This window comes from Acinetobacter sp. NBRC 100985 (assembly GCF_000241225.1).
GTDB classification, from domain to species: Bacteria; Pseudomonadota; Gammaproteobacteria; order Pseudomonadales; family Moraxellaceae; genus Acinetobacter; species Acinetobacter venetianus.
Genome location: NZ_BAEB01000028.1, coordinates 73,749 through 86,822, shown reverse-complemented (window position 1 = coordinate 86,822; position 13,074 = coordinate 73,749). Strand labels below are relative to the sequence as shown.

The 13,074-nt window shown below is 36.2% G+C and carries 11 protein-coding genes and 1 pseudogene; 2 read left to right on the top strand and 10 right to left on the bottom strand.

The genetic code is table 11. The features are described from left to right. The first annotated feature begins 106 nt into the window (after positions 1 to 106). Together ACT4_RS11230 and ACT4_RS11225 are read left to right on the top strand one after the other, a co-directional pair. Entirely contained in the window at positions 107 to 1,948 is a 1,842-nt protein-coding gene (locus ACT4_RS11230) for a phage capsid protein (protein ID WP_374750109.1), read from the top strand. Between the two features lie 98 nt (positions 1,949 to 2,046). Beyond that, a complete protein-coding gene (locus tag ACT4_RS11225; RefSeq protein WP_034605010.1) occupies positions 2,047 to 2,376 on the top strand; it encodes a hypothetical protein in 330 nt (109 codons plus the stop codon). 57 nt (positions 2,377 to 2,433) lie between these two features. Here ACT4_RS11225 and ACT4_RS11220 read toward each other — a convergent pair whose 3' ends face one another. The 10 genes and pseudogenes from ACT4_RS11220 to ACT4_RS11175 all read right to left on the bottom strand — a co-directional run bounded on the left by ACT4_RS11220 (position 2,434) and on the right by ACT4_RS11175 (position 12,979). Beyond that, positions 2,434 to 3,684, bottom strand: a complete 1,251-nt coding sequence (locus ACT4_RS11220; protein ID WP_007482346.1) for a mechanosensitive ion channel family protein — start codon at positions 3,682 to 3,684, stop codon at positions 2,434 to 2,436. Between the two features lie 119 nt (positions 3,685 to 3,803). After that, entirely contained in the window at positions 3,804 to 4,343 is a 540-nt protein-coding gene (locus tag ACT4_RS11215) for a DUF2058 domain-containing protein (RefSeq protein WP_007482345.1), read from the bottom strand. 3 nt (positions 4,344 to 4,346) lie between these two features. After that, on the bottom strand, positions 4,347 to 5,027 hold the full coding sequence (locus ACT4_RS11210; protein WP_007482343.1) for a YoaK family protein: 681 nt from the start codon (positions 5,025 to 5,027) through the stop codon (positions 4,347 to 4,349). Positions 5,028 to 5,033: 6 nt separating this feature from the next. Continuing rightward, a complete protein-coding gene (gene sstT, locus ACT4_RS11205) occupies positions 5,034 to 6,236 on the bottom strand; it encodes a serine/threonine transporter SstT (protein ID WP_007482341.1) in 1,203 nt (400 codons plus the stop codon). Positions 6,237 to 6,436: 200 nt separating this feature from the next. Continuing rightward, positions 6,437 to 8,134, bottom strand: coding sequence for a SulP family inorganic anion transporter (locus tag ACT4_RS11200; protein ID WP_007482340.1), 1,698 nt, complete (start codon positions 8,132 to 8,134; stop codon positions 6,437 to 6,439). A gap of 88 nt (positions 8,135 to 8,222) precedes the next feature. Next, positions 8,223 to 8,534, bottom strand: coding sequence for a metalloregulator ArsR/SmtB family transcription factor (locus ACT4_RS11195; protein WP_004879228.1), 312 nt, complete (start codon positions 8,532 to 8,534; stop codon positions 8,223 to 8,225). A gap of 541 nt (positions 8,535 to 9,075) precedes the next feature. Next, positions 9,076 to 9,642: a TetR/AcrR family transcriptional regulator gene (locus ACT4_RS11190; protein ID WP_007482338.1), complete on the bottom strand. Its 567-nt coding sequence runs from the start codon at positions 9,640 to 9,642 to the stop codon at positions 9,076 to 9,078. Between the two features lie 364 nt (positions 9,643 to 10,006). Next, positions 10,007 to 10,521, bottom strand: a pseudogene (locus tag ACT4_RS11185) (hypothetical protein). Positions 10,522 to 10,556: 35 nt separating this feature from the next. After that, positions 10,557 to 11,612, bottom strand: coding sequence for a linear amide C-N hydrolase (locus ACT4_RS11180; RefSeq protein ID WP_007482334.1), 1,056 nt, complete (start codon positions 11,610 to 11,612; stop codon positions 10,557 to 10,559). A 203-nt stretch (positions 11,613 to 11,815) separates the two neighbouring features. Beyond that, positions 11,816 to 12,979 (bottom strand): cupin domain-containing protein, encoded by a 1,164-nt coding sequence (locus ACT4_RS11175; RefSeq protein WP_007482333.1) that lies wholly within the window; start codon positions 12,977 to 12,979, stop codon positions 11,816 to 11,818. Positions 12,980 to 13,074 lie beyond the last annotated feature (95 nt).

Sequence of the window (13,074 nt, the reverse complement as noted above, 5' to 3'; positions counted from 1 at the left end):
TATCTATCTTAACAATTACGTGAAAAATAAAATTTATGATGAGGCTTTATATTGATGACTTGAGAATAAATAAATGACAGAAAATAGTAAGAAAAATGAAACTCTTATGAATGATGCTACACCGTCATTTTTAGTTGAGGACATGATCATTGATCGATTTAGCTCGATGTATTGGCGTGTTGATGGTCCACAAACAATGTCATTTGCAATCACTGATTATGAAAATGGTTTTGAGGCATCCTTTCGATCACGGGCAACAACTGACCTTGTTGGCGTTAGTTGGGATTCTCATGACAATAAAGATCATCAGTTTTTAGCTTATGAGACGAAGTATGATTATTCAGGGATGGTTTGGGATTTTGATATTGAGTTATCACCTTCTATGCCTGTATTAAATAATGAAACACTTACGCCCACATTAACGATTCAATATACTGAAAATGACGAGACTAAAGTCGCTTACGTCGTGTTGTTTAATTATGCAAATCAGCCAAGCTCAAGAACAGCGCATATTCAAATTGATTGGGATTCAGTAAAAGCAGGGTTTTCAGCCACGGATAGCTTTCCTGTCAGCAATATTCAGCGGATTTCATTTTCAGGATTTACATCTAGTTATAACGGACATTCAACAATTCCGTTAGCGCAAGCAGAAGATGGATATATTCGTATCACTAATTCTGTAACAACAGGTGTGAATGCAAAACTTGTTCTAAAGCGAGTTTCTATAGCACCTCATGATTATGGAATTTGTAGCAGTTATGATGATCACTATGATTTAAACCCTAAGCGTATCGTCAGTAATATGGCAGCATTGGGCTATCAGGGCTTTGTTAATCATTATTGTGGAATGTCTAAATATCCTGAGATGTCATGGAAAAATGATATTGGCAAGTGGCAAATACCAGATACATTGACAACCAATGAAAATGTAGTCAATCCATGTGCCCGTAAGTGGCATGAGCATTTTGCAGAAGCACTGCATGATGTTGGAATGCAGCCCATATTTGGTGTCAGTTTCGAAATGTATTCATTAGGAGCCAATGAATTTTGGGCGCAGCGTGATTGGAATAATAATTTAGGGAGAACAGGTTACGAGCCTCCGAGTTATTTTTTTAGCATGTCGGATCAAAGTGCATTGGCGTATCTAAATAAAGTATTTGTTGAGTTCGCAGATATGATGAATATAGGCGGATGTGATGTATTTATGCAAATAGGAGAACCGTGGTGGTGGTATAATCAAGGGAGCAATTTGCCTTGTATCTATGATTATCCGACTAAACTTGCCTTTAATGCAGATACGGGCTTGTATGCACCTGATCTGGGAACAATTTATGAGGCAATGAATAAAACAGGCACGCCATATGATGAATTCAAGGCATGGTTGCGAAATAAATTAGGACAGACCTGTCGTGATATTCGTAGCACTGTTAAAGCACAGTATCCATCGGCTCAAGTATGTCCATTGATCTTTTTCCCTACCATTCGGACGGAAATAGAAACGCTTGTCACAGATATTAATTATCCAAGTGAACATTATAGTTATCCAAACTTTGATTTTATTATGACCGAAGCTTATGACTGGATATTAGAAGCTAGATTAAATACAGCCTATCAGGCAGTTTCTACGATACCAACTCAAGATCTGAATTATCCTGAAAATAAAGTGGCTTATTTGGCTGGTTTTGTTCCTGATGAAACGATTGCTCATGTCTACGGTTTTGATAAAACTAAACCATATCGAACACCGATTTGGCAGCGAGTCTTTGGTGATATGAGTAATAACGATTCGTTGGGATTAATGAAGCAATTTATTTGGGCATATCCGCAAGTTATGGCTGACTCCATCGTGATTGACGCAGCTCAATTACCGAATACTTTTTATGTTGGAAATACGCCGTATACAGCAATTACAGATGATACGCCTTATCCACCCGAAATTTACTTATAGGAAATGGATAAAGCCCACAGGAAAACCATAGCCTTTGCTGTTTTTTCAGTATAAATTGGTTTTATTTTTTATGAAAAGCTTCAGTAAAGTATGTACTTATGAAAAGAATTTTGTTGATCGGCTTTATGTCAATGTTATTTGTTGGTTGTAATAAACAGCCTGAAGTTAAAAGTGAAAAAGCTCAGGAAAGTTTTGAGGTTGTTGATAATAAAATTTCAGCATATATGGATACATTAGACAATCCTGACACACCGAAAGAAGAGCAAACACGCGTACTTTGTAAGGACTATCCTGAATTGTATGAGTCTCAATATGTACCCGCTTTACTTAAGTTAGCACCGAAGGACTATACAAAAGAAAAATTGATGTCTGATCTAAAAGTCTCTACGGATTACTATTCTCAGAAATTAAATATTCTTTGTGATTAGTTTTCAGCACCGTTAAAAAAGAATCTGCTAAAAAGCAGATTCTCATTAATTTAAACGTTATGCATTCTCTTTCTGTTCTGTTGTCATCACTTGAAAGTCATAACCAGAAGGGGCTTGATAAACTCGCAATCCAAATTCTGGGACGATTGCGATTAGATGGTCAAAAATATCTGACTGAATCGCTTCATAAGAAGCCCATGCAATAGTATTGGTAAATGCATAGATTTCTAAAGGTAAACCTTCACTGGTTGGCTGCATTTGGCGAACTAGAATCGTTTGATTTTGAGCAATGCCTTTATGTTGACGTAAATAAAATTCTACATAGGCTCTAAACGTACCAAGATTCGTTAAACGACGTTTGTTATAACGTGATTGATTACTCAGTTGTTTGTTGAATTCATCAATTTCAGATTGTTTAGCATCTAAATATTGGTCTAACAACAAGAAGTCTTTGAGCTTTTGCTGTTCCTCATCTGTCATAAAGTGCACGCTGCTTTGGTCAATGAATAAAGAGCGTTTCATACGACGACAACCTGCATTACTCATACCACGCCAGTTTTTAAAGGTATCAGTAACAAGTTTATTGGTTGGAATAGTCGTATAGGTCTTATCGAAGTTCTGAACTGTCACAGTGTGTAATGACATATCAATGACATCGCCATCCGCATTAAGCGAAGGCATTTCAATCCAGTCACCAATACGAACCATGTCGTAAGATGCAATTTGCACACTGGCTACGAGAGAAAGAATCGTATTTTGGAAAACCAACATTAACACTGCAGCCATCGCACCAAAACCAGCGAGCAGTGTGAAAACATCTTTTTTCAGGAACGTTCCTAAAATCATTAGGCCACACACGACAAATAAGATTAATTTGACGAGTTGTAGATATCCCTTAATGGGCTTATTTCTTGATTTAGGATTACGTTGATAGATTAAGTTAAAGATGTTCAGTGCTTCACTTACCGTTAGGGCAATCGTAAGGAAAATAAATGCCTGAGCGCCCATTTGTATAAATGAAATCACTTTAGCGGGTAAATGAGGAATGGTGGTTATACCATTCATGATGACAATCGCTGGGACAATATTCGCAAATCTTCGAATAATGCTATGTTGAGCAAAAATAGATTGGTTTGGAGATTTAAGTTTAGTAACTAAATGACGAATTCCACGCACGATAATCCGCTTAGCGATAAAATTTGCTAAAGCAGCAAAGAAAATCAGCATGGCTAATGCTAATAGCATTTCGAGCCATGGATAATGGCTTAACTCACCTCGAATTTCACTAACAAACTTTAAATAATCCAAACTAAAACACCTTAAAATTCTTTGAAGGAGAATTGTAAGGTGTTAGAGGAAACTATAATAATCTAATCACAGTTTATATACGATTTGTAAGGTGTTTTTACATTTCTTTGGTTCGGGGATTACCACATTAAATCATCTGGAATGACATATGCTGCGTATGGATCTTCTTCATCGGTTGTCTGGTCATTATTTTCAGTATTGTTATTCACAAGAATAAAACCCTGCATTTTTTGATCGATGCGTTCTGCCAAGGCTTTAGGTAGGCAAGCATAGTTTTCTTGGTCTTTGGCAATGACCAAAGATCCTGATACCAGTGCGTTGTAAACTTGCTGTGATAAATATACCTTTTTAATTTTATTTTCATCAATAAATTGATAAGCCACATCACCTTCAGTTTCTTTGATCTTATGTTGCTTGATCATTTGAATGATTGAAGCTTTTAGTGCCTTTTCTTCTAATAGGTTTTGCTTTTCTTGGTTTAATGCTTGATCTTTAGCAAGCTTTTCTTGTTTCGCTTGATCAATTTTTGCTTTAATTTCAGCATCATCATTCTGACCAGTACGTTGCTCATGTTGAGCTTGTTTAGTCAATTTTTTCGCTTTCTTGTTATCGACTAAACCTGCTTTTAATAGCTGAGCCTGAAGTGCATTTTTAACCATAATTTAATCCAAATTTGAGTTCTTTGAGAAGCGAAAATAAACGATCCAATAGGCCATGCTCATAACAAAGCTAAGCGCTGCTGGAACGAGAAAAGCATGTAATTTTAAATAAGGATAAAGCAAACTGGCAACAATGCCGCCAAGTAAAAAACCAATAAAAATGAGTAAATGTAAAAAAATGCGTCGATTATCTACTTTTAGTCCGCGAGCTTTGTAGCCTAGGGCTAGACCTATATCAGTCAGTACACCTGACAAATGCGTAGTACGGATGATTGCACCTTTATAGTGGCTGACCATGGCATTTTGCATACCCATTGCTGCACAAGCCCACAATAAGCTATAACGCGGAAAATAAGGGACAAGTAACCAAGTAAGCAAGAGAAAAACAGCAACAAAACTTAGAGGAAATCCGTAATGACGACCAAAAGCCACATTACTGTTTCCTAAAATTAGACCACTATAAAATGAGCCTACAACGAAGCAGAAGATGACGAGTGTGAGATAAATGAAGTGTTCTGGTTGCCAGTCAATTAAGCTCATCGCTAGCATACTGACATTGCCTGTCATATGTGAGACAGACTGATGTAGGACAGTGATTAAGCCAAGAACGTTTACCATTCCTGCATTCAGGGCTAATAAGAAAGCACCTAATTGAATCCAGTTCGGTAAACGTTGTAATGGCATAGCAATCTACTGATTTTCTCGGTTTCTAAAATCTACTGCAGCGGTGAATAAAACATCGGTTGATGAATTGAGTGCAGTTTCGGTTGAGTCTTGCAACACACTAATAATCATACCAATAGCAACCACCTGCATCGCTACTTCTGATGATATACCAAACAAGCTACATGCAACAGGGATCAACAATAATGAACCACCTGCAACACCTGAAGCACCACATGCCGAAACCGCAGCTACGATAGATAGAATCAACATTGTGCTTAGGTCAACGTGAATACCCAAGGTATTTACCGCAGCTAAAGTTAATACGGTAATGGTTACTGCTGCTCCCGCCATATTAATGGTTGCACCAAGCGGGATAGATACACCAGCAGTTGCTTCATTTACACCTAAGCGTTGCGCAAGATCCAAGTTCACAGGAATATTCGCAGCTGAGCTACGCGTAAAGAATGCAGTAATACCACTTTCTCTTAAGCACTTAAATACCAATGGATATGGATTTGCACGCATAGTGATTACAACTAAAATAGGATTGATCACCAGTGCAACGAACAGCATTGTGCCGATTAACACCATGAGCAAATGTGCATAACTTGCTAAAGTCGCGAAACCTGCGCTTGCAAAAGTTACTGCAACTAATCCAAAAATACCGATAGGCGCGAAGCTAATGACTGTATGAATAATCTTATTCACGGCATCAGCAACATCCGTCAATACTTGCTTGGTTGTATCTGAACTATGGCGCAAGGCAAGACCTAAACCAATCGCCCAAGCCAGAATTCCAATAAAGTTTGCTTCACTGATCGCTTGAACAGGATTGGCAATAAAGCTAAGCAGTAGATTTTTTAAAATTTCAGCTAAGCTGCCAGGTGCTTGTAAATCTGATTGAGCTGCTAAGTGTAAGAACAGCTGGCTAGGAAAAACAATACTCGCAATCACCGCACTAAAAGCGGCAAGAAGCATACCTGCTACATATAACACCATCACTGGTTTTAAATTAGAATTCTGTCCAACTTGGAAATTGGCAATTGAAGAAAGCACAAGAACAAAAACGAGAATAGGGGCAACCGATTTCAACGCTTTAATAAATAATTCACCTAATAAACTAAGATAAGGTGTAACGTTAGGAAACAGCAAAGCCACGCCAATCCCTAAAATAATAGCGATAATAATTTTGCTAACTAAACTTAAGCGAGACAATACACTAAACATATAAAGGCCTTACAAACCTATGCACGGTTTAAGGTTAAACAAGCGCCGTATTCTATACCCAAGCGCTATGAATATTGAAATTTTTTTTGATGACTATTTATTTTAAAAATACTGTAAAAAATAACACAATGTTTTTAAAAGTATTTTATAAAAATCAATCATATCCTTTTGTGTAAAAAAAATACGTTCAAAATAAAAGTTTAAACAGTACTTTCTGATGAAAGGTATTGAATTGCTTGATAATGTGACAAGAAAATTTGTCCTGTGAGTTCCTTAATCAGTTTTGAGTCTACTAAGCGATCCATAACAGGACTTTTGACTTCGGATAGATGCAATTTGATATCCAAAATTAAGAGTTCTCTATTAAGTTCTTCTAACATTTCAAGTGCGCTAAGATCGATATTACTAATGCTTGAGCAGTTAATCACAACATGTTTAACAGCCTTATTATGACTTAATTCAGTAATAATATAGCCTTTGAGTACATGCGCATTTAAAAAGCTTAGATTTTCATCTATACGAAAAGATGCAATGGTTGGAATGGTGACAACGTCATAACGAGAGACATTTCTAAAATGTTGCGTTCCTTCGATGAGACCAATGACTGCGATATGTGGGCGACTGATCCGCCACAACAATAAAATAAAAGTTAAGACGATCCCAATAATTAACCCAGTAGAAATATCAATACATGTTACACCTAAAAAGGTTGCAATCATGGCAAGTCCATCAGCTTTGGAATATTTCCAAGTTTCATAAAAAGGATTAAAGATAACCAATTTCCAAATCGAGACAAAGATCGTTGCAGCTAAAACAGTTAATGGTAAATTTTGAAATAGCCCTGTGAAATAAAGACTAACTGCAATCATAAATAAAGAAGATAAAACACCCGCCATGGGTGTTTTGGCTCCCGCATCTGCATTTACAACTGTACGGGATAAGCTTCCAGAAACGGCAAAACCTGAGTTAATACCTGCTGCAATATTTGCCAGCCCCAAAGCGATAAGTTCTTGATTACTATTTAAGTCATCACGTTTTTGCAAGGCTGTGGCTTGTGCGATTGCCAAAGACTCTACGAAACTAATCATAGCGATCATGAATGCACTTGGAAGTAATTTCTGTACTAACGCAAAATCCCACGTTGGAAAATGAAAGTTAGGTAATCCCGTTGGAATCACGCCAACTGTTTTTAAACCATGCTGATCAAGACTGGTCAGATAAACCATAACAATAGAGCTTATTACCAATAGAAGCGGTGTCGTTTTTGCGATAAAACTGCTTGGAATGACTTTAGGTAAGAGAATCAGCATTGAAATAGCCGCAAGGCTGAAGCTAATACTTAAAAAACTGAGTTGATGAATATTCTGTACTAGAGAGAAGATAAACTCTGGAATATTGTTGGCTTTTATAGGGATATCTAATAAAAACTTTAACTGTCCAAGCGCAATCAGTAATGCAGAAGCAATGATAAAGCTTTGAATAACAGGGTGGCTAATCAGTTGAATGAGAAAGCCAAAACGGAAAATACCGAGAATAAAGGAAATAATTCCCACTAATATCGCGAGTAAACAAGCGGCTTCTATATAAGCCTCTGATGCCACGGGAAAGAGCTGATTCAGTGTCGCAAATACCATCATTGATATAATTGCGACAGGTCCGATTGAGAGTGTGGTGCTACTTCCCGTAAAAGCATAAATAATCATGGGAAGAATACTTGCATATATCCCCATGACTGGAGGTAAACCTGCCAGCATGGCATAAGCCATTCCTTGAGGGACGAGCATTGCAAGTACGATCAGTGCTGCAATTAGATCGGCTTTAAAACTATTGTATTGATAGTGCTTTAACCATTGTATGGCAGGAAATATATTCGATATTTTTATATTTAATTTTTTCATGCACGATGATCTAAATTATAAAATCCTAAATACATTATGCAGAAAAAAGTGATCCAATTTTAAAATTAGTATGCAATTTCCTAAACAATTAAATATTAGGGCAATAATTTTCATACAGTGTAGTCAAAACAACGCGTAGTTTTGGATCGCTAATAGAGTAGAAAATCTGTTTACCTTCACGACGTGTTGCAACCACATTACTTTTGCGAAGCATCATCAGTTGTTGTGATAGAGTCGGTTGGAAAATTTGCGTAAGTTCCTCTATTTGAGAAACATTTAATTCCTGTTTGGCTAAATGACACAAGATGATCAAACGATCTGTATTTGCTAGAGATTTAAGTACATTAACAATTGAGCCTGCTGACTCCCTCATTGCTTCAATCTCAAGACCCTTTTGCATGTTCACCTCCCAAAATTACGACCAAAGTGTAGTATAAAATGCTTGAAAAGAAAAAATGTAGTAAAACTGAATAATTGCAATGGTTTTTAATGAAAAGATATATAAGTAAAAATGATAATTAGTCTCAATAGTGTTTAATATTTTACTTTTTCTCTGTGAAGTGTGATTTGCTTCAGTTTTTTGACTAACTGTTTTAATCCGTGATGTGTTTTTGAGGAGTGCTGCAATGTAACTATATTGTTAAATTTTACTTATCAATAAAATTATGTAGTTAATTTAATTAACAAATATAAAAAATTAAAAAAGTAGTTGTGATTTGATAAAAAGGGTATATAATTAAAAACAAGACAGAACGATCTGTCTGCATAAAAAGGATCGGGATGTGCAATTTGTACGACCGCCAGAGGGTAATAATTTTTATTATTCTTTCCAACTCAGACGCAAGCGTGAGCCACAATAATAACTATAAATCACGCTTTGTTTTTTCTTGTAATCAGCATATAGATAAATTGATTTTTCAACAAGAAAAAAGCGTTGCTATTTAAGCTAACGCCTTCTCATAATTGATTAAATGTTCAACTCGTGTCCAGTACTGATCCATTTCAACTGAATGTCTATTCACATGAGCTTGTATCGTCATGCCATCCAAAATACTTACAATCAATGTTGCTAAGTGGGTCGGATTCTGAATACCAAGTTGTGTTAATAGTCTTTGAACAAGTGCTGTAAGCCAAATTTTATATTGAGTCGCAGGTTCAAGCGTAGAAGGATAGATTTTAATAACTTCTTCTAATGCTTTTTGAAACATACAACCATTGAAGTCTTCGCTAAGAAACCATGCGTTATACCATTCAAAAATGGCTTTTAATTGTCCTAATGGATCTTCAGGATCACATTCAGCTAAAGCGGCATTCAAAGAGGTTTGTAAATTAATATTGCGTTGTAGTAGACATTCTTCGATTAATTTTTCCTTAGATGGAAAATATTTATAGAAAGTCATTTTGGCAACGCCTGACTCACTGATAATTCGATCAACCCCAATCGAATTATAGCTATGTGAATTAAAAAGTTTTAATGCTGTGTTAATAATATCTTCTTTTTTTGACATACTTAGCCTCGAGTTTGCTCATCGTCAGCAGAGCATGGTTTTGCATCCTGTCATGCGATTTTGGCAGCGATTTTACATGGTATTTATAAAATATCCTAGGGAAAACTAACAATATTTATTTAATTGACTTTGAAATTTCCAGTCGTAGTTCTTTGATAAAATTAACAATATGAATAATTGGAAGTAATTAAAATAATGTAAAAACTGATTGTTCTAATAAAAACCATTTTATTTACATATTTTAGATGGCTTAGGCAGGTAACTGCTATATTTATGGTATTTATTGTGATTTTTGCGTGCTGAATTATAGTGTGCTCGTTATCTACATTGAAATAAATAACGAGCGTTGAAGACTAAAATTATTTTACTTCGCAGATTTATTAGAAAGTTCAGAAATTAAACGAGCAAAGTTTTGATAGAGCATAGATTGTTCCGTTGGCGTATAAACAGAACGTTTTATTGAGCCTTTATCCGTTGCAATCGCAAGTTCTACATTTTTAGCATTTCTAAGTTCTAGTAAAAACGCACTTGGAAGGCTAAATGAATTAGAAGAGCGTTTTGGAATTAAACGGTTAATATACTTTTGCTCAGTTTTTCCAGCTGGAGTATAAGAAAAGGATTTACCATCAACAAAAAAGTTAAACCATTGATGTCGTAATATTGATAAGTACTGGTTAATGCAACGTCGAGATGTAATTTATCTTTTTGCTGTTTGTCCCATTCAACAACGACATTTGGGCATAACTCATTTGATTTACAGTTCAATGAACCCGCAGTAGCAAGGTGATCAATCGTCGTCGATGGTGTTGTTGTATTTTGCATATTTGCGCAACTCGCCATCATGACGCAAAGACTTAGCAAACAAATTACATTCTTCATATTTCACTTCTCAAGTTTATTTTCAATTTAACGCTTTAATGATGTAACTGTGGCCCAAGAAATTCAAATGGTTTTGATGCTTTAAATTGATCAGTCGCATCACCAGCAAATGTATTTTGCTGATCTTTTCCTAAATCAAGCTTACGCGTTACGCCATCTTTAAAGTTGATTTTCTTTAAATCTACCCAAAAAACATTTGGAGATACAGCAGATTCAAAGAAATATAATTGCTGTTTATGATCAGCAACTGTTCTCCAGCGTGTAGAAGAGATATTGGGTTCTTCTTCAGTATTTAATCCAAAAGGAACTGATGCATTTCGAATTACACTGAATACGGATGCGAGTGCCTCTTTAGGGTTATCGTTTTTAGGAATGGCATTGATATAGAATGATGCTCGTGCGAAACGGTCTGAAGCTCTATTTGTGCCGGGTAGCATGACTGTGCCGCCGATTTGTTTCCAATATGTATTTAGCGCAAGTTGTTGGTCAAATATAGGTGAATTCGTCATTACCTGATATTTTTTATCATGGTGAATCACTTGTTTCCCATTAATGTATTCAATAATTGCGCTGTCACCTGTTTTATCCGAAAGTGATAAATGTAAAGTTGTTAAGCGTTGTTCACCTGGAACACTATCAGTGATGAGTGTAAAAGGTTCTTTTTCTAAAGCTGCTACAGCTTCAGCAACGGTTGCGTAATTATCAAGAACGTATTGGGCCCACGCAGAAATACTGAGTTGAGGTTTATTTGATTTTTTGGCATCAGGATATTCAGATTCAACTAACCACAAAACATTGGCTACTAATCCAACCTCGTTCATCCCGTCTGTTGTAGAAATATCATATCCAGAGGCAATCACGCTGCCATATTTTGATTTCCATTTAAGTGATTTAGGACCAGCATTACTATCGCGATTAACGCCACTTGGCATAATCCACAAGTTTGTACCGACATCAACTTTCCAGTCCATCGATCGTGCTGTAATAATATGATTATCATTGCCTAGATAAACAGCGCGTGTACAAGCTTGTGCTGTTTGAAGAAAAAGAGAGGAAGCAATGAATGAACAAAATAATGCTTTTTTAAACACAAGCGTTCTCCGTTATTGTAAATAGAATGATGTGATGTAATTTATGTTTTAAGTTCTTGTAGATGAGTCTATAAAATTCGATATCTTATTCAATAATTAAAATGTAATCGTTGGAAAAATTTACTTCTAATATCAGTAGGTCTCGTTATCGCAGTTAAGTAAATTAACCTGAACCATTGATATTAGAAGTATTGGTAAATCGTTTACTCTTGAGGTGGTAGCAACATCACAACAGCATTGTTGAGTAGCATGGCAATGTCTTCTAATACTGCATCGTCATTGAATGATTCATCTAAAGCGATATTTTCGCCATCAGCGATACGTTTTAATTGAGCTGCAAACGTTTCTGAAATACAAACGTTTTCACCATTTGCCCAAAAATCTAAAGAACCATTTTGCATGCGATAAAGTAATCTTGATGCAGGTTCAAGTATTAATTCATAACCTGTACCGATGATTTCACTTAGATCACTTGCTTCAACTTCTTCTGGTTCAGGAATGTTGTTTGGATAACTTGATTCACTCATATATGCCATGATGGCAGCATCGAACTCAGGTGCTTTGGTTAGATAATCTAATAGCTGTGTTTTTAAATATGAAAATTCAACTTCATTGATTTCGCCAAGGTGTGCAGTTTGTTGACGTGCAATATCTGCAAGTGGATTTTTAAGCAAAGTGTTCTCTGCAAATTTATCACTCACTTGATCAATCATTTCAGATAGGTTTGGCATACGAAAGCCAAATGAGAAAGTTAAACAATCATCTTCAGCAACACCATAGTGAGACAGTCCGGGTGGCACATAGAGCAAATCACCCGGTGCAAGAACCTCATCAAACTGAATATCCATTTCTGGCAATAGTTTTAAAGGTTGATCTGGGATAAATTGAGTCGATTCATCACACATCTGTCCAAGTTGCCAGCGGCGATGGCCATGACCCTGAACTAAGAATACGTCATAAAAGTCAAAATGCTTACCCACTGATCCGCCTTTAGGTGCATAAGACACCATAATGTCATCACGACGCCATTGAGGAATAAATGGAAATTTTTTCCAAAGTTCTGAAATGTCAAACGAGTAATGATCGACTGCTTGTACCAGTAAAGTCCAAAGATTTGGTAGTTTTTGAAAATCACCCTTGGTCAAAGGTGATGATTTGACATGCCACTCATTTGGGTTCTTGTTTTTTTGACGAATCAGCCGTGCAGTGACATCTTCTTCAAGTGCAAGTTCCTGAACATCTTCAGGTTCTAATAAGCCAATAATTTCAGGCATCGCATTGCGAACGAGTAATGGTTTTTTTTGCCAATATTCATTTAAAAATTGTTCTGCGGTAATGCCGCCTAAAACCGCTAAAGATTGAGACATGGGAAATAAACCAACAACATAAAAAATTAGGGGCTATTTTCCATTGAGTTGCGAACAGGTGCAAGTCTTGCTTGATGTAAGCTTGCTGAGCAATT